This is a genomic window from Aliidiomarina iranensis, from assembly GCF_003987135.1.
Lineage (GTDB): Bacteria > Pseudomonadota > Gammaproteobacteria > Enterobacterales > Alteromonadaceae > Aliidiomarina > Aliidiomarina iranensis.
The window spans coordinates 200,026-218,050 of the sequence record NZ_PIPJ01000001.1 but is presented as its reverse complement, the minus strand read 5'-3'; the positions used below and the strand labels follow the sequence as shown (position 1 = coordinate 218,050).

Annotated in this window: 14 protein-coding genes; 4 read left to right on the top strand and 10 right to left on the bottom strand. The window is 46.5% G+C overall.

Features of this window, described 5'->3' with window-relative positions; translation table 11 throughout:
• The first annotated feature begins 74 nt into the window (after positions 1-74).
• Together CWE08_RS01000 and CWE08_RS00995 are read left to right on the top strand one after the other, a co-directional pair.
• Positions 75-1,376 (top strand): hypothetical protein, encoded by a 1,302-nt coding sequence (locus CWE08_RS01000; protein WP_126764804.1) that lies wholly within the window; start codon positions 75-77, stop codon positions 1,374-1,376.
• Between the two features lie 11 nt (positions 1,377-1,387).
• Entirely contained in the window at positions 1,388-1,888 is a 501-nt protein-coding gene (locus tag CWE08_RS00995) for a DUF1543 domain-containing protein (protein ID WP_126764803.1), read from the top strand.
• A gap of 189 nt (positions 1,889-2,077) precedes the next feature.
• On the opposite strand, the gene prpF is transcribed toward CWE08_RS00995, so the two are convergent.
• The 10 genes from prpF to CWE08_RS00945 form a co-directional block, all read right to left on the bottom strand.
• Positions 2,078-3,247 carry a 2-methylaconitate cis-trans isomerase PrpF gene (gene prpF / locus CWE08_RS00990; RefSeq protein WP_126764802.1) on the bottom strand — a complete coding sequence of 390 codons (1,170 nt, stop codon included), beginning with the start codon at positions 3,245-3,247 and terminating at the stop codon, positions 2,078-2,080.
• The gene (gene acnD / locus CWE08_RS00985; RefSeq protein WP_126764801.1) at positions 3,240-5,831 is read right to left on the bottom strand and encodes a Fe/S-dependent 2-methylisocitrate dehydratase AcnD; all 2,592 of its coding nucleotides are present in this window, start codon (positions 5,829-5,831) and stop codon (positions 3,240-3,242) included. Before acnD ends, prpF begins: the two co-directional genes overlap by 8 nt.
• Positions 5,832-5,913: 82 nt before the next feature.
• Entirely contained in the window at positions 5,914-7,038 is a 1,125-nt protein-coding gene (gene prpC, locus CWE08_RS00980; RefSeq protein ID WP_126764800.1) for a bifunctional 2-methylcitrate synthase/citrate synthase, read from the bottom strand.
• Positions 7,039-7,110: 72 nt separating this feature from the next.
• Positions 7,111-7,989 (bottom strand): methylisocitrate lyase, encoded by an 879-nt coding sequence (gene prpB, locus CWE08_RS00975; protein WP_126764799.1) that lies wholly within the window; start codon positions 7,987-7,989, stop codon positions 7,111-7,113.
• Positions 7,973-8,674 carry a GntR family transcriptional regulator gene (locus CWE08_RS00970; RefSeq protein ID WP_126764798.1) on the bottom strand — a complete coding sequence of 234 codons (702 nt, stop codon included), beginning with the start codon at positions 8,672-8,674 and terminating at the stop codon, positions 7,973-7,975. The genes prpB and CWE08_RS00970 overlap by 17 nt, the downstream gene beginning before the upstream one ends.
• 441 nt (positions 8,675-9,115) lie before the next feature.
• Positions 9,116-10,702 (bottom strand): ABC-F family ATPase, encoded by a 1,587-nt coding sequence (locus CWE08_RS00965; RefSeq protein WP_126764797.1) that lies wholly within the window; start codon positions 10,700-10,702, stop codon positions 9,116-9,118.
• Positions 10,703-10,971: 269 nt separating this feature from the next.
• A complete protein-coding gene (locus CWE08_RS00960; protein ID WP_126764796.1) occupies positions 10,972-12,837 on the bottom strand; it encodes a ligand-binding sensor domain-containing diguanylate cyclase in 1,866 nt (621 codons plus the stop codon).
• Positions 12,838-13,998, bottom strand: coding sequence for a ligand-binding sensor domain-containing protein (locus CWE08_RS00955; protein WP_126764795.1), 1,161 nt, complete (start codon positions 13,996-13,998; stop codon positions 12,838-12,840).
• Positions 13,999-14,116: 118 nt separating this feature from the next.
• Positions 14,117-14,884 carry an OmpA/MotB family protein gene (locus tag CWE08_RS00950; protein ID WP_126764794.1) on the bottom strand — a complete coding sequence of 256 codons (768 nt, stop codon included), beginning with the start codon at positions 14,882-14,884 and terminating at the stop codon, positions 14,117-14,119.
• Positions 14,881-15,729: a motility protein A gene (locus CWE08_RS00945; RefSeq protein ID WP_126764793.1), complete on the bottom strand. Its 849-nt coding sequence runs from the start codon at positions 15,727-15,729 to the stop codon at positions 14,881-14,883. The genes CWE08_RS00950 and CWE08_RS00945 overlap by 4 nt, the downstream gene beginning before the upstream one ends.
• A 182-nt stretch (positions 15,730-15,911) precedes the next feature.
• On the opposite strand from CWE08_RS00945, the gene dbpA reads away from it, so the two are divergent.
• Together dbpA and CWE08_RS00935 are read left to right on the top strand one after the other, a co-directional pair.
• Complete coding sequence (dbpA, locus tag CWE08_RS00940) at positions 15,912-17,306, top strand: ATP-dependent RNA helicase DbpA (protein ID WP_126764792.1); 1,395 nt, start codon at positions 15,912-15,914, stop codon at positions 17,304-17,306.
• 30 nt (positions 17,307-17,336) lie between these two features.
• Positions 17,337-17,954 (top strand): glutathione S-transferase family protein, encoded by a 618-nt coding sequence (locus CWE08_RS00935; protein WP_126764791.1) that lies wholly within the window; start codon positions 17,337-17,339, stop codon positions 17,952-17,954.
• Positions 17,955-18,025 lie beyond the last annotated feature (71 nt).

The following is an 18,025-nucleotide window of genomic DNA, read 5'->3' as shown; positions in this document are numbered from 1 at the left end:
AGCGCCTAACTGGATTTCTGGCATCATATAACAGCTCTTAAAAACTGAATAAAAATAATAATTTCGGAGTCCTTATGGAAGTTTACCGCCGCCATATGCGCCAACTGAATCGGAATTTGTTACTGATCACCGCGTTACTCATGGCATTCTGGTTAGAATTTAGTGTTTTTCAATTACGTCCTGAGTTTACCGGCATGCTTGGCTTTGCCACTGAGAGAGCGGTAAAAACTTTGGCCTTTTGGGCTTGGCCCATGCTGTTCTTTATGTTTTTCCAACCCATCATAAACAAATTTGTTTTTCTTGATTACGATGGCGAAATAATCCCAACAACCTTTCGCTTTGAAACGCGCTTTTTCTTCACTGTGCTGTTTTTATACGCGTCTATTGGGTTACTCGCCGTAACCCTGGTTAACTCCGCACTGGGTATCATTAATTTGGGGTGGGCCGCTTACACAGAATCCTTGCAATTTAGTTTTCACAATCACCTGCTCATTCAGTTTATCCGCTCGTTTACTTTTCCGGCGGGCACTGTAGCTGACGAAACAATTCATTCACCCGTAAGCATGATAATCAATACACTCATTTTACTGTTTGGCTACGTGCTCTATAGCTTCGTGTTGATTGCAACCAAGGGTAGGCCGGATGTTTTCATCAAGCACAATAAATCTTATGAACAGTATGAGGCTCACAATGTATTTTTCGTAAGTAGTATTCTACGTGTCAACCGAAGGTTAAAATCTAAAGTAGCGCCAACCCTGTTTGTCATTCTCTTCTTTGCAGCGTTAATAGCAACCATCTTTGTGCCTGCTCTTAACGAATCGCAAATTATTCGGTTGTTTTGGATTTTAGTTCTTCATTCCGCGTTGTTTTTGGTGGCACGCGCTTGTTACCGCTTTTTGAAACTATGGTGGGATAAAATATTCGCGGTTCAAGATTATGAGTACACTGACCCCGTGTTCTATGAATCTCAAGAATCCTGGCTAGATAGTGATAAAGGGGGTTATGCTTGGATTAGCTATTATGCTTCAGCCCCCACCAATTCGAAAAGGTCTTCGCCTTCGTTTTTTAAAAGGCCTAGCTGGGAACTACCTAAATTCATCAGCATCATTTGGATAGCTGCCATTGAAATAGTTCTATTTTTTATTGTATTGGCGGTTTTGGGTGGTTTTGCATTCGGCTACCACCCGGCGTACATCGAAATGATCAAATCTTTGAATGCGGTGGCTATGGTAAAAGCGATCTACCAACACACTGGGTTCTTCTGGCATGCTGTTTTTGCCTTGTATGCGGCGTGGCGGGTATTCCATCGTTTTGGCCGCTTTAATCTCGGCTTCTTCGAAACTCTCGGTCGGCTTATCACGCGTTGGTCTGATTAAAAGGAAACAGAATGCAGCTATTTATGGTTTATTTAGGCGGTACGGCACCGAACGCAAACATAGAGTTGCACGATATTCGTTTTGTCGTTGGCGAAACAATCGAAGATTGCTACCCCGCATTGCGCCAGCAATGGTTTGGAACCGTAAAAGGCTTGCACCTTGATAGCTACTTAGCTGTTCATCATGTGGATGGCTATCAAATTGAATTAAGCGAGCAGCCAAAAGAACAACCTGAAAAACTTTGGTTCGTGAACTTTGGTGGCTATTACCCTGGCCGCATACCCGAATTCCATGATTTCACTCTCTGTGTTGCCAAAACCGCAGAAGAGGCCAAACGTATTGCCAAAGGCCGCTTGCTTACCGATAGCGTGGAGCAACACAAAGATGATTTATATAATGTGGATGATTGTTTAGCGGTTGATTTACTTGGTGGCTGGCACATTCACTTACATCAAGATGGTGGCATCCAAGCCTTAGAACCCGATTGGGCTGGTTATCATGTGATTGGCTAACGCACGTTTCGGGCTACAAATTAAACCGAGCTTATAAAAAGCCTCCTTGCACCAACCACAAAGCGTGGCCGTGCAAAGAGGCATTTTACGCTAGCATTCCAAACCGACATTTTAAGCCGGCATTCTGCGCAAAGCTCCAACACCGACACTTACGCGCTTTTTTCCCTTACAAGCGCGCAAACATAATACCTATACTTCAGGTACGCGAACCCAACCTTCCATGAGCACGCGTGCGCTGCGGCTCATAATCGCTTTCGTTACTTGCCATTCGCTATCTACAAGCTTGGCTTCCGCTCCCACGCGTAAGGTACCCGAAGGGTGGCCAAAAGTAACCGCTGTTCGATCACCGCCACCAGCGGCCAAGTTCACCAAGGTGCCAGGAACCGCGGCCGCAGTGCCGATAGCAACTGCGGCTGTGCCCATCATGGCGTGGTGTAGCTTACCCATTGAAAGTGCCCGCACATTCAAATCAATATCGGCGGCATCAATGTTTTTTCCACTGGAAGAAACATAACTTACCGGCGGCGCTACAAAAGCGATTTTTGGCGTGTGCTGGCGTGCTTCGGCTTCTTCAAGGGATTGAATTAAACCCATGTGTTTCGCGCCGTATGCCCGTAATTTCTCGAACATCGCGAGTGCTTCCGGGCTTTCATTGATAGCTCCCTGCAGCTCTGTGCCGGTGTAACCAATATCGGCTGCATTCACGAAAATCGTTGGGATACCGGCATTAATCATGGTGGCCTGGAATGTACCCACGCCTGGAACATGCAGTTCATCAACCACATTGCCGGTAGGGAACATTGAGCCTTCACCGTCGGCTGGATCCATAAACTCAATCGGCACTTCAGCAGATGGGAATGTTACCCCATCGAGTTCAAAATCACCGGTTTCTTGCACTTTGCCATTGGTAATCGGCACATGTGCAATAATGGTTTTTTTAATATTCGCCTGCCAAATGCGCACCACCGCTGTGCCATTTTCCGGAACTCGGCTCGCATCAATAAGGCCGCTGGTTACCGCGAAAGAGCCTACCGCAGAGGTAAGGTTGCCACAGTTACCACTCCAATCAATGAATGGCTTATCGATAGAAACTTGGCCAAAGAGATAATCAACATCGTGCTCGGCGCTTCCGCTTTTCGATAAAATAACGGTTTTGCTGGTGCTCGACGTAGCCCCACCCATACCATCGGTATGCTTACCATAAGGATCAGGGCTACCAATTACGCGTAACAGCAAGCTATCGCGGGCAGGCCCCGGTTGCTGTGCCGCCGCCGGCAAATCATCGAGGCGAAAGAAAACACCTTTGCTAGTACCGCCACGCATATAAGTGGCGGCAACTTTTAACTGCGGTTTATGCATTACTCGACTCCAGGAAATCTTGAGCAAAGCGCTGTAAAACCCCACCGGCTTCGAAAATGGACACTTCTTCCATAGTATCTAAGCGGCATTTCACCGGTACATCAATGCGATCACCGTTTTTCCGATGAATCACCAAAGTAAGGGCTGCACCAGCGCTCGGTGTACCTTCAACATCAAAGGTTTCAGTGCCATCAATTTCTAGGGTTTTCCGTGTTGTACCTGGAGCAAACTCAAGCGGCAACACACCCATACCAATCAAGTTGGTGCGGTGAATACGCTCAAAACCTTCCGCAACAATGGCTTCAACACCGGCTAAGCGCACACCTTTCGCGGCCCAATCCCGCGAAGAACCCTGGCCATAATCAGCACCCGCAATAATAATCAGCGGTTGCTTGCGTTCCATGTAAGTTTCAATGGCATCCCACATGCGCACCACCTCGCCCTCGGGTTCAACACGCGCCAATGAACCTTGCTTCACTTCACCATCTACTATCGCCATTTCGTTGATAAGTTTCGGGTTTGCGAAGGTAGCGCGCTGTGCGGTTAAGTGATCACCACGGTGGGTCGCATAGGAGTTAAAATCTTCTTCTGGCACACCCATTTTCGCAAGGTATTCACCCGCTGCGCTATCGGCCATAATTGCATTCGAAGGCGAAAGGTGATCGGTGGTAATGTTGTCGCCAAGCACCGCTAAGGCGCGCATTCCACGTAAGCTTAAATCACCAGCCAACGCACCTTCCCAATATGGTGGCCGGCGAATATAGGTGCTTTGTGGGCGCCAATCATACAATGGCTCCGTTTTCTCGCCCATATCTACCGAAATGTTAAACATTGGGTCGTAAACCTTCCGGTATTGTTCCGGTTTCACGGCTTCTTTTACAATGGCATCGATTTCAGCATCGCTTGGCCAAATATCTTTTAAAGTTACTGGGTTGCCGTCGGCATCATAGCCGAGTGCATCTTTCTCAATATCAAAACGAATCGTACCGGCAATGGCATAGGCCACAACTAGCGGTGGTGATGCTAAGAAGGCTTGTTTCGCATAAGGGTGAATGCGGCCATCAAAGTTACGGTTGCCAGAAAGTACCGCGGTAGCATAAAGATCACGCTCAACAATTTCTTTCTGAATCACCGGATCTAGCGCACCGCTCATGCCGTTACAGGTAGTACAGGCAAAACCAACCACACCAAAGCCCAATGATTCTAGTTCTGGCAGTAATTTTGCTTCTTCTAGGTACATTTTCACGGTTTTCGAACCCGGCGCTAGCGAGGTTTTCACCCATGGTTTGCGCGTTAAACCGAGTTTGTTGGCGTTACGGGCAATTAAACCAGCAGCAATCATGTTTCGTGGGTTTGAAGTATTGGTACAACTGGTAATCGCGGCAATAATGCACGCGCCATCGGGCATTTTGCCTTCTTCATTTTCCACTACACCAGAAATACCACGGGCGGCTAATTCTGAAGCGGGTAACAACGCATGCGGATTCGAAGGGCCAGCCAAGTTCCGGTTTACTGAAGATAAATCGAATTTTAATACTCGCTCGTATTCCGCTGTTTTCAGGCTATCGGCCCACAAACCAGTTTCTTTCGCGAATTTTTCTACCAAAGCCACTTGATCATCATCGCGGCCAGTTAGCGTTAGGTAATCGGTAGTTTGTTTATCGATATAGAACATGGCTGCCGTGGCACCGTATTCCGGTGTCATATTGGAGATCGTGGCACGGTCACCCACGGTAAGCCTATCGGCACCTTCACCGTAAAACTCTAAGTAAGCGCCCACTACCCGTTCTTTCCGCAAGAATTCAGTGATTGCCAATACCAAATCAGTACTAGTAATGCCTTCACGCAACTTACCCGTAAGTTCTACACCAATAATATCGGGCAAACGCATGTAAGAAGCACGGCCAAGCATTACACTTTCAGCTTCTAAACCACCAACCCCTACAGAAATAACGCCTAACGCATCCACCATCGGGGTGTGGCTATCAGTACCCACACAAGTATCCACAAAGGCTACACCATTTTGTACCTGCACAACCGGCGACATTTTCTCAAGGTTGATTTGGTGCATGATGCCGTTTCCTGGTGGAATTACATCCACATTTTTGAATGCGGTTTTCGTCCAGTTAATAAAATGGAAGCGATCATCGTTACGGCGATCTTCAATCGCGCGGTTTTTCTCAAAGGCTTCGGTATCAAAACCAGCATGTTCCACTGCCAAGGAGTGATCAACAATCAGCTGGGTAGGCACAACTGGGTTTACTTTGGCTGGATCCCCGCCCTTTTGAGCGATTGCATCACGCAAGCCGGCTAAATCAACTAATGCGGTTTGCCCAAGGATATCGTGGCAAACTACGCGCGCCGGGAACCAAGGAAAATCGAGGTCGCGTTTGCGCTCGATAATTTGCTCGAGTGCCGCAGTAAGTTGTTCCGGCTCACAGCGACGAACCAAGTTTTCAGCCAACACCCTTGAGGTATAGGGCAGTTTTTCGTAAGCACCTGGTTTAATAGCTTCTACCGCCGCGCGGGTATCGAAGTATTCTAAATTAGTGCCAGCGAGTGTTTTGCGATATTCAGTATTCATAATCAACCACAGCTTATGTTGTTAGAGAATTGGAAGGCAGAAAAAACTAGGGAGAAACCGAAGCTTCTCCCTGCTGTGCCAATTAACGTTCGTTGATTGCTGGAACTTTACGTGGCTCAGGGCCGGTGTAATCAGCACTTGGGCGAATAATACGGTTATTCGCGCGTTGTTCTTTCACGTGCGCTGTCCAGCCAGTTACCCGCGACATTACGAAAATCGGGGTAAATAACTTAGTAGGAATACCCATGAAGTGATACGCCGAGGCATGGAAGAAATCAGCGTTCGGGAATAATTTCTTCTCGCGCCACATTACTTCTTCACAACGCACTGATACATCATATAAACGGGTATCGCCAAATTCATCAGCCAGCTTCTTCGACCATGCTTTTATTACATCATTGCGCGGATCAAACTCGCTATAAACAGCGTGGCCAAAGCCCATGATTTTCTCTTTGCGCTCAAGCATGCCCATCAATGTTTTCTCGGCATCGTCGGCGTCTTTCATATCTTCAATTAATTCCATTGCCGCTTCGTTGGCGCCGCCATGCAATGGCCCACGCAGCGAACCAATAGCGCCGGTAACACAGGAATGAATATCAGAAAGCGTAGAAGCACACACACGAGCGGTGAAGGTTGAAGCATTGAACTCGTGCTCAGCGTACAAAATCAACGAGGTGTTCATTACTGCTGCATGCAACTCTGAAGGTGATTCACCGTGCAACAAGCGTAAAAAGTGTGCACCAATTGAATCTTCATTGGTTTCAGTTTCAATGCGCACGCCATCATGGCTGAAACGATACCAATATAACAGAATGCTTGGAAATGCTGCGAGCATGCGCTCAATGGCTTTATCCGCACCACTAAAATCAGCTTCAGGTTCAATATTGCCCAAGAATGAACAACCGGTACGCAGAACGTCCATGGGATGCGCATCGGCAGGAATACGCTCAAGCACATCTTTCAATGCAGAAGGTAAACCGCGCTGTGATTTCAAACGTGCTTTATACTCGGCTAGTTGGCTAGCGTTAGGTAATTCACTGTGAGCAAGTAAATAAGCTACTTCTTCAAAGCTTACCTTCTCAGCTAACTCAGAAATATCATAACCACAGTAGGTTAAGCCCGAACCCGTTTTACCTACAGTACAAAGCGCAGTTTCGCCTGCTACTTGGCCGCGTAAACCGGCTCCGCCTAATTTTTTCTCCGCCATTATTCAATCCTCTTGGGTATATTCATCAATTCGTTTCGGTTTCATTCGCGCATGGATTTCTGGCGCGCCAAATTACTTCTTAAATAAACTATCTAACTTTTCTTCAAATGAGTGGTAGTTCAAGAAATCATACAACTCAGCACGCGTTTGCATGCTCTCCACCACGTCTTTTTGATCACCCTTGGCAAGAATGTTTTCATACACATTCAATGCAGCTTTGTTCATCGCTCGGAATGCGCTCAATGGGTATAATACCATTTTCACACCAACCCCGGCTAACTCATCTTTATTAAACAAAGGCGTAGCACCGAATTCAGTGATATTTGCTAGCACCGGAACATTCAACGCAGTTGTGAACGCTTGATATTGTTCCAAAGTATGCACAGCTTCAGCGAAAATGGCATCCGCACCGGCTTCAACACAGGCTTGCGCACGCTCAATCGCCGCTTCTAAACCTTCTTGCTGTAACGCATCAGTGCGCGCCATAATTAGAAACTGTTCATCGGTGCGTGCATCTACGGCCGCTTTCACCCGATCAACCATTTCCCCTTGGGTAACAATTTCTTTATTCGGACGATGGCCACAACGTTTTTGTGCTACCTGATCTTCAATATGGAAGCCTGCAGCGCCGGCCCGTGTCATTTCTTTAACCGTGCGCGCAATATTAAACGCTCCGCCCCAGCCGGTATCTGCATCAACAAGCAAAGGCACATCGGTAGCACCGGTAATACGGCGAATATCTTCACACACATCGTTTAGTGATGTCATACCTAAATCGGGCAAACCAAACGAGGCATTCGCAACACCTGCACCTGATAAATAAAGTGCTTTGTGGCCTACTCGTTCAGCCATCATGGCTGTATAAGCATTTATAGTACCCACAATTTGTAAAGGCTGTTCTTGCGCAATGGCTTGGCGTAGCTTTGCGCCCGCACTAGTTACTGATGTCATGTTCATTCCTTATTTGCTGCAGTTGAATTTCAATATTTTTCCGTGATGCGCCAATATGGCGGCGCATCAACAAATCGGCTAACTCACCATCACGATTGGCAATCGCCATGATAATCGCTTTATGCTCATCAAAGGCGCGAGAAACCCGCGGGCCATTCATTCCTAACTGCACTCGATACATGCGAACTAGAAAGTATAGCTCGTCGCAGAGAATGTTGATGAGATATGCGTTTTTACTACCTAAAATAATTCTGTAATGGAAATCTAAGTCACCTTCTTCTTGATAATAGCTTTCCCCTTCCCGAACGCGCTGGGTGTTTAAATGCTGATCAAGCAGTGCGCCGAGTTCCTCAATTTCTTTCTCAGCCATATTTTCTGCCGCTAATCGGCAAGCTAACCCTTCCAGCTCTTCCCGTAATTGATATAAAGAGATTAACCCTTCCGGCGAGAGCTTCACTACGCGGGCGCCAGCATTTGGTGTTCGTTCAATCAGATGGCAGCGTTCTAAACGCGCAAGCGCTTCGCGCAATGGCGCGCGGCTCACATCGAATCGGCGAGCTAACTCTGGTTCACTAATTTTGCTGCCTGCAGGAATATCACCCTCAACTATAGCGCGCTGTATTTCTAACAGCACACGATCAGAACTGGTAATTGGCGAGCGCCATATAGGGCTTTGAATAGTCATATATTGTCGACATTATTAAACATTAATGGAATCATAATGATTATATCTTTCGATAACAACTCCGATTGTCGACAATACTACCAAAGTATAGCCTTTGCGGGGGAGCTGAAAAGAGCTGTTCGGGGCGTGTTGTTTCTGTGAGCGTTATTCGAGAGCGTGTTGTTCGTGTGGGTGATATTCGTGTGGGTATTATTCGTGTAGATGAAATACCCTAGATAGTTTTTTGCTGCAAACCAAGTAATCAGTTGAGTTGAAAATATAAAGGCCAAATAGCTATGGCCTTTATATTTATCTTTTCGCTTTTCGCTTTTCGCTTTTCGCTTTAGGAAAACAGCAAAAGCCAAGCTAATAATCGAGAACCTAATGCATTTTTGTAGCAAACTTAATGTAGCAAACTTAATTTAACTGAATTGGAGAAAGCTTGGCGTAATCACCGCTTACTCAATTCAGCGTTTTAAGATAATCATCGTAACTACCAGAAAAATCGCGCAGGCCATTATCAGTAATTTCAATAATTCGAGTAGCTAATGATGAAACAAACTCGCGATCGTGGCTAACAAAAATCAAAGTACCCACATATTTTTCTAGCGCCATATTCAACGATTCAATAGATTCCATATCCAAATGGTTTGTAGGTTCATCCATCACCAAAATGTTCGGCCGCTGGAGAATTAATTTGCCGAAAATCATTCGGCCCTTTTCGCCACCAGAAAGAATACTTACCGGCTTAGCGATATCATCTTGCGAGAATAGCATGCGGCCAAGAACACCGCGCACCGATTGCTCATCGTCGGTTGGTTTCTTCCATTGCATCATCCAATCGAGCACATTCATTTTGCTTTTGAACATGTGCGCGTGATCTTGCGCGTAATAGCCGATGTTTGCATTCTCCGACCATTTCACAATACCCGAATCTGGCGTGTAATCGCCCATTAAGCATTTTAAGAGCGTAGATTTCCCAATGCCGTTCGCACCTAAAATAGCCACTTTTTCGCCCACTTCAATAACGCTCGATAGGCCTTTTAATACATGGTTATCATCGAAACTTTTATTCACTTCGGTGAGTTCCAAGGCTAACCGGTAAAGCTGCTTATCTTGATCAAAGCGGATAAATGGATTTACTCGGCTCGAAGCTTTTACTTCAGAAAGCTGAATCTTTTCGATTTGTTTTGCCCGTGATGTAGCCTGCTTAGCTTTCGAAGCATTCGCCGAGAAGCGGCTCACAAAACTTTGCAATTCAGCGATTTTATCTTTTTTCTTCGCGTTATCCGCAAGCAGCTGTTCCCGCGCTTGGGTGGCTGCGAACATATATTGATCATAGTTGCCCGGATAAACGCGGAGTTCACCGTAATCAATATCCGCCATATGCGAACACACGCTGTTTAAAAAGTGGCGATCGTGAGAAATAATCACCATTGTGCATTGGCGTTGATTCAATACATCTTCCAGCCAACGAATGGTATTGATATCCAGGTTGTTGGTAGGCTCATCGAGTAGCATGATATCTGGATCAGCAAACAACACCTGTGTTAGCAATACACGTAATTTCAAGCCCGGCGCGATTTCTGACATCAAGCCCCAATGCTGATCTTCGGGAATACCCACACCTGAAAGTAACTCGCCAGCGCGAGATTCCGCGGTATAACCATCCAGCTCGGCAAATTGCACTTCCAAATCGGCAACGCGCATGCCGTCTTCATCGCTCATTTCCGGATTACTGTATATTTTATCGCGCTCAACTTTTACTGCCCAGAGCTCTTCATGGCCCATGAGCACGGTATCGATAACTGAGAAATCTTCGTACGCGAATTGATCCTGGCGTAATTTCCCCACCCGCATGTTCGGCTCTACCGAAATATTACCCGCTGAAGGTTCTAGCTCACCGCTGAGAATCCGCATAAAGGTAGATTTGCCGCAGCCGTTAGCACCGATCAAACCGTAGCGGTTGCCTTGGCCAAATTTAACAGAAATATTTTCGAACAGAGGTTTTGCACCAAATTGCATGGTGATATTTGCAGCAGAAATCACGTATTGAGTATCCAAACAACGAAAAAGTGGAATGATGTGGCCAACTTGGTGCTAACGTTTAAGTTAAAGATTTAACCTAAACTTAAAGGTTTCACTAAAGGGTTTAACCTAACCAATCACCGAGGGGAACGCACAAAATTTGAGCGCGGTAATGTACTCTCTTTGCGTTAATTAAGCAAGGTAAAAGGGCTTGTGTGCGGTGCTAGGGGCAACGGAAAAGCGAATTCAACCTTGAATTAGCAAGCTTAATTTACGAGCAAGGAGAATGATTAACCGCAGCGAATCGCATTACGGCCGCTATCTTTCGCTTCATATAATGCTTTATCGGCTCGCACCATTAAATTTTGATAATCAAAATCGCTACCTATTTCCGCCACGCCAATGCTTGCCGTAACGTGAATACCACTGTTAATTTCAGTGAAATCTGTGTAATCAATAGCTAACCGAATACGTTCACACACTAATTTGGCTTCTTCCAGCCCGGCTCCGGGGAAAAGAATAGCGAACTCTTCACCGCCCCAACGGGCTACATAATCAATTTCACGAATCGAATCGGTTAAAACCGTTGCCAGTTTTTGCAGCACGCGATCGCCGGATTCATGCAAGTATTGATCGTTAATTTGCTTAAAGTGATCAAGATCAAGTACCGCTAAACTTAGCTTCGAGCCATTGCGAAGACTGCGTTTCACTTCCAGCTGCAAACGCTGATCAAAGGCCCTACGGTTGGGTAGCCCCGTAAGTGCATCTTCATGGGCAAGTGCTTCTAATGCGGCAGTTTTTTCTTCCACTAGCCGCTCTAGCCGTTCCTGATTCTTACTTAAACTCCGCACTCGATACCAAATGAAAACTGCGGCCGCGGCCATGACCATGAACCAAAACCACCAAGTTTGATAATAATACGGCACCTTACTAAACGGCAGATCAACGCTCGCTGACCACTCTCCTCCGGGGTAACGGCTGCGCACCGAAAATACATAATCACCCGGCGGTAAGTTGGTGTATTCAGCAACAGTTAAGTTTTCACGCAGAATCCATTCATCGTCAAAACCGCGCAGCCGCACCTGATATTCAATGTGGGCTGCCATACGATAACCTAAACCAATGTAATGGAATTCAACTCGATCATCATCGGCTGCTAACTCTGCGTTAGGAGCAAAAGCCCCCATATTCGAACGTGCTTGTTCAATCACCGGAGGTGGCGCAGTGAGTTCATGCAAGCCAAACTCTTCCGGAGCAACTACCACCACACCGCGTGCCGAAGCAAACCAGACATGGCCCTCACTATCCACCGCAGAAGCAGGCCCACCTGTGTTAATTTGGCTACTTGCCATACCATCCGATTCCACAAAATGAGCACTTGTTATGGTAGTAGAAGCATCACCTAACCAAGTTTCTAAACTGCCTTGGCTCAAACGAGTTACCCCTCTGCTGCTACCGAGCCACAAGTTACCCTCGAAATCAAAAGCCAAGGAAAAATACTTATCAAAAGGTAACCCATCGCTTCGGCTTATCCAGCGCCAGCAAGCCGCATCTGCTATCTGATACTCCGCCGCTGCCGCTGTAGTTGCGTTTGCAGGACAATCGGTTGGTGTATGCACTAATACACCGCGATCGGTAGCAAACCACATGCGTTCATTATGGTTGATTACCGCAAAGGTATTGCGTGCTTGGGTAATGTGGTCAAGGTTAAGTGGTTCTACTCGCCAATCTAATACAGCTTCTGCGTTTTTTCCTTCGATATAAACTTTGGAAATACCCGATGTGGAAGCAACCCAAAGGTGCCCTTGCTCATCGAGTGCTAAACTCGTTACGATGGGGTTTAGCAAACCATCAGCCGTGCTAATCGTTCTAATGTGAGTAAGTTTACCCACTTTTGCTTCAACAATTATCAAGCCTATGGGCGTTCCCACGGCTAGCAAATCAGAATTCGGTAACTTCACAATACTGCGAACTTCACCCAGCACTCTATCGCCGGCTCGGCTCAGCTTAGCGGTAATCTCATCATCAATAACTTGCAATAACCCTTCTACATGAACACCAATATAATAGTGGCTATTTTCCTGGTCTTCCGCTAACGCAAGTACTGAGATTTGGGTAAATTCGGGGGCTGGAATACCTAATTCGCCATTAGCCAATCAGCCTAAGCCCTCATTCGTGCCCACCCAAAGCCGATCTTGCTGATCTGTCATAACTGCTCGAACATAGTTGCCAACGAGCCCCTGCGTGCGAGTAAAACTGGTAAACAAGGCATCTCTAAGCTGCAGTAAACCGCCATGGGTAGAAACCCACATGTTATTTTCACGATCGCGGAAAATATCCAACACATGAATATTCGGTAAACCGTTTTCGATCGAAAGGGTACTTAAATTGCTATCCGTAATGCGGCCTAGGCCGTGGCTAATAGTGCCAAACCAAATGGCACCATCTGGGCCTTCTTCCAAACTCGTAATGGTGCCTTCAATGGCTCTTGGCCAAGGCAAAAAATCGGTTCCGGGTTTATTTTGATAAAACAAGCCTTGGTCGCTAGCAACTAACAGCATACCGTTTGAATGTTGAAGAACAGCACGAACTTGGCTACTTGCCACAGAGGGAATTGCTACAAACTGATCGGTATTGCTATCGTAGCGAGCCAAGCCACTACCTGTTCCCACCCAGATTTCGCGCGAGCGCACATCGGTAGCGGGAGATTCATACAGGTGATAAGTAAAATTACCAGGTAAGCCATCGGCTTGCTGATAACGATGCATATTCCCTTCGCGATCGTAGCGCACTAACCCAGCGTTCGAAGCCGTTACCCACACATTCTGTTCTGCATCCACTAACACTCGGAAGGCGAAAGAAGGCGCCAAGGGTAAACCCTGCCAACGCTCACCATTAAAGCGAGAAACACCGCCGCGCAAACCACTAATATAAATTTCATCGGTGCTGGCATCATGCGCGATACCTACAACCCCAAGCTCTGGCACCTGAAGCTCTGCAACATTATCAAACACGGTAAAACTGCGGCCATCAAACCGCACTGGGCCTTCCCAAGTAGCAAGCCAGAGATAGCCATTTTCCGATTGGGTAATGCTATTTACGGAATTATGCGGTAAGCCATCGCGGGTGTTCCATTGGCTCAAAGCATATTGAGTAAGTGGTTTATTGTACCGAGAGAAAGGTTTTGGGCTGATAGCTGCAGCATCTGCATTCTGCACCGACACTGGATCGGAAAGGTGTGCATTCGCGCTCGCCGAATCGCTAAGCGCCACTGCAAAGAAAAATACTGCCGTTAATAGAGCCAAAGTTTTTTGCATTCGATTCTTATTGTTAGTTTGTAGCACGTTTGCCTCATCCTTAAAGCATAGCTCTTTTTTTATGAGTTGGGCATAAATTGGCGTTAAATGCCCCACTTTCTCATTTATTTATCCGCGTTTAGTTTACAGCCGCAGGCTCATCCGGAAGGGTTAGCACAATAGTTACGCGCCTATTTTGGCTTCTTCCAGCGGCGTCTGCGTTATCGGCAATGGGCTTACTTTCCGCATAACCAATAGCACGCAACCTTCCACTTTCTATACCCTCACTGATCAAATATCGCACAACAAAAGTAGCTCGGGCAGAAGATAGTTCCCAATTACTGGGAAATTGTGCCGTGTTAATTGGAACACTATCGGTGTGCCCTTCTACGCTAATGTGATAACTGCTATTTTTTAAAATCGCCACAATCGGTTGCATTGCTTGGCTCGCCGAACTATCCACAAATTGAGCTTCACCGCTTGGAAATAAGATTTGATCGCTAAGGCGAATATTCAACGAGCCTGGGGTATTGGAGATTTCTACCATATCGCCCAACCCGGCTGCAGAAAATTCCGCATTTAACTTCGTGCCGATATTTAGCAATTCCTCGTCAGTAGTGGTTTTCGGGTCTATGCCCAGCACTTGCAAAATTGCGTTGGCTCTTGTGAGCTCCTCACGTTCCGCAGGTGAGCCACTAAAATCGGCGTTTGCTAAGAGCACAACAAAAAGAATTAAAAGCAAGGTGATAATATCCATGTAAGTGGTTACCCACTCTTCATCTTCTTGCACTGGCGTATCATCAATACCGGCAAAATTTTGCCGCCGCACTACCTCCGCAGCTTGCTCACGATCTTGCTTTAATTCAGCGGCATTGGCAGCTAAGGAGCTCTTTGAATTAAATCTCATGAGAGTGGGCTCTTAGATTTATCCATCGCATCTTTGAATGCTTTCTTGCCATTGCCAGAACCATTTCCCTTATCGGAAATGTTTAACTCATCTTCCACATGGGCAAAAAAGGTACTCAAATATTCGCGGATATATACTGGGCTTCTCCCTTTTGCTATCAGCATCACGCCTTCACGAATCATATTCATGAGCTGAACCCGACGCTCGGTTCTGCGCTCGAATTTAATGGCGATAGGTTTGAAGAATAGATTAGCCAGAGCTACACCATATAAAGTGGTTAGCAACGCAAAGGCCATATCGGAGCCGATTTGCGCCATATTGCTCTCGCCCATTCCTTGCAACATGTTTACCAAGCCCACAAGCGTTCCCAGCATGCCGAATGCCGGCGCGAACATAGCCATGGTGCGATAAATTTGCGCCTCAGCTTTTTCTCTAATTTTCATTTTTACAATGCGCCATTCCAGCAATTCGGACATATCTTGATGCGGCGTATTATTAATCAATAATTCAAGGCCGGTGCGCAAAAAGGGGTTCTTCACTTGCTCGAGTTGATCTTCTACTTTAATTAAATCGCCTTGCACCAACTGCCTTGCCACGCTAACAAGCTCTTTTTGATCATCTTGCGCGTACAAACGTTCGTTCTTAAGCACTATCCATAGAATCTTAAAAACATTCACAACTTCACGTAGCGGATAAGCTAATAATGTGGCGGCAAAAGTACCGCCCAAAACTACGGCCAAGCCGGGCAGGTTAACAAAACTCCAAGCATCTTCTGCGGTGAAAAAAATAGCAGCAAATACAATAGCCATTCCCGATAGCATGCCGATTAAGGTTGATAAATTCATAAGTTTCCAAAATGATTGAATGAGGCCAGCTCGGCGCATTGAGAGTGCAAATAATACTAGCGAATTTAGCAGTTACCTAGCCTGATGCAAATCAAATCAGCCAGCTTTTTTAATAAAACTAGCTGGATACGCGTAGCGCTTATGTTTGCTATACTGCGGCATTATTTATTCAAGGATTCGCAATGACCTCAGCATTCACAACTTTACCTCTGGCAACCCCGTTGCTGGCAACACTTGATGAACTCAATTACTCGGCAACCACACCGGTGCAAGCGCAAGCGCTGCCGCATGTGTTAGCCGGTAAAGATGTAATTGTGCAAGCTCGCACTGGTTCAGGGAAAACTGCGGCCTTTGCGCTCGGGTTATTGCAAAAGTTAGAGGTGCAGCGATTTCGCGTGCAAAGCCTAGTGCTCTGCCCAACTCGTGAATTGGCCGACCAAGTTGCAGAGGAAATTCGCACCTTAGGCCGTGGCATGCACAACATTAAAGTGCTCACACTCTGCGGTGGCGTACCACAACGCGCACAAATTATTTCATTAGAACACGGGGCCCACATTATTGTTGGCACGCCTGGCCGTATTCTTGATCACCTGAATAATCAGCGTATCGATTTTTCAGAGCTGACAACATTAGTGCTTGATGAGGCCGATCGCATGCTGGAAATGGGCTTCCAAGATGATTTAAAAGCCATTATTAAAACTACGCCGAAGAACCGGCAAACCCTATTGTTCAGTGCTACCTATCCATCGCAGATCGAACAACTCGCAACCGGTTTATTGCAACAACCAGAAACTATTGTTGTTGCTGATGCTCCCGAGCAAAGTAGCATTCAACAAGCCTTTTATAGTTTAAATGGCGTGCCGCGGGATAACGCCGTGAAACGCCTTTTACAGGCCTATCAGCCGGCCAGTTGTGTGGTGTTTTGCAACACCAAGCGCGCAACGCAAGCAATGGCCGATTCTTTACGAGCACAAGGTTACAGCGCGTTAGCGTTACATGGCGATTTAGAACAAAAGGATCGTGATCAAACCTTAGTTCAATTTAATAACCGCAGTGCTCGAATCTTAGTAGCTACCGATGTTGCCGCACGGGGCTTGGATATTACCGATCTTGATTTGGTGATAAATTCCGAAATTGCCCATGATACGGATACCCATGTACACCGAATTGGCCGCACAGGCCGTGCCGGCGCAGAGGGCTTGGCGGTAACTTTGGTGGCTGAAGGCGAACAGCATGGGCTGAGCCTGATAGAGGATTTACTCGCTCGGCAAAATCAACAATATCGCATTGAGTTAAAAGCCTTGCCTGAGCAGAAGCTATTAACACAAGAACCACTTGCCGCGGCTATGGTTACTTTGCAAATACTGGGGGGTAAGAAGCACAAACTGCGCCCGGGTGATATTGTAGGAGCCCTAACCAAGGATAATCAGGTGCCATTCAGTGAAATTGGTAAAATTCAAGTGCAGGCGGCTTGGAGCTATGTTGCGGTTAGCCCAGAAAAAGAACGCGTAGCGCTGCACGTACTCAACAATAACCGGCTCAAGGGCCGAAGTTTTCGTGCCTTTCGGGTGCGTTAACTCGTAAAAACAACGAATAGGAAGCACAACATGAAATTATATGAAATGGCGGTGGCACCGAACCCACGAAGAGTGCGCATGTTTCTTGCTGAAAAAGGTTTACTCGATAAAGTTCAGCGCGTGGAAATGGATCTGCAAAAAGGCGATAACCTAACACCGGAATTTGTGGCCAAAAACCCAATGAAAAAAGTGCCCGTGTTGGAAACTGATGATGGCGTGTGCATTTCTGAAACTATGGCTATTTGCCGTTATATTGAAGAATCGCATCCGGAAACACAGAGTTTACTGGGTGATTCGCCACTTGAAAAAGCTCAAATAGAACAATGGCTACGTTGGGTTGATTTTTATCTCTTTTTACCTACCGGTATGAGCTTTCAACATGGTAGTGGCTACTTTAACGACCGAATGAATTGCATCAAAGAATGGGCGGACGATTGCCGCGGCAAAGCCGTTGAGTTTTTCGATTTTTTAGAAGCTCATTTTGCAGAGCATGAGTTTGTATGTTGTGAACGCTTTACCGCCGCTGATATCAACGCCTACACCACAGTTCAATTCGGGAAAACTATCGGAATTCGTGTGGGGGATGACCGGCCAAACTTAAAAGCATGGCACGATCGCATTAATGCTCGCGACAGTGCGAAAGCGTAACGAATTTGAGTTGAAGATGCTTTGAATGTAAACAGCGAGCCAGCTCTAGTAAAAGTGGCTCGCTGCGCAGC

Excerpts from the sequence above, each read along its gene's own strand:
- CWE08_RS01000 (WP_126764804.1), top strand. The coding sequence starts at position 75 with ATGGAAGTTTACCGCCGCCATATGCGCCAACTGAATCGGAATTTGTTA.
- CWE08_RS00995 (WP_126764803.1), top strand. The coding sequence starts at position 1,388 with ATGCAGCTATTTATGGTTTATTTAGGCGGTACGGCACCGAACGCAAAC.
- prpF (WP_126764802.1), bottom strand. The coding sequence starts at position 3,247 with ATGCATAAACCGCAGTTAAAAGTTGCCGCCACTTATATGCGTGGCGGT.
- acnD (WP_126764801.1), bottom strand. The coding sequence starts at position 5,831 with ATGAATACTGAATATCGCAAAACACTCGCTGGCACTAATTTAGAATAC.
- prpC (WP_126764800.1), bottom strand. The coding sequence starts at position 7,038 with ATGGCGGAGAAAAAATTAGGCGGAGCCGGTTTACGCGGCCAAGTAGCA.
- prpB (WP_126764799.1), bottom strand. The coding sequence starts at position 7,989 with ATGACATCAGTAACTAGTGCGGGCGCAAAGCTACGCCAAGCCATTGCG.
- CWE08_RS00970 (WP_126764798.1), bottom strand. The coding sequence starts at position 8,674 with ATGACTATTCAAAGCCCTATATGGCGCTCGCCAATTACCAGTTCTGAT.
- CWE08_RS00955 (WP_126764795.1), bottom strand. The coding sequence starts at position 13,998 with ATGCAAAAAACTTTGGCTCTATTAACGGCAGTATTTTTCTTTGCAGTG.
- CWE08_RS00950 (WP_126764794.1), bottom strand. The coding sequence starts at position 14,884 with ATGAGATTTAATTCAAAGAGCTCCTTAGCTGCCAATGCCGCTGAATTA.
- CWE08_RS00945 (WP_126764793.1), bottom strand. The coding sequence starts at position 15,729 with ATGAATTTATCAACCTTAATCGGCATGCTATCGGGAATGGCTATTGTA.
- dbpA (WP_126764792.1), top strand. The coding sequence starts at position 15,912 with ATGACCTCAGCATTCACAACTTTACCTCTGGCAACCCCGTTGCTGGCA.
- CWE08_RS00935 (WP_126764791.1), top strand. The coding sequence starts at position 17,337 with ATGAAATTATATGAAATGGCGGTGGCACCGAACCCACGAAGAGTGCGC.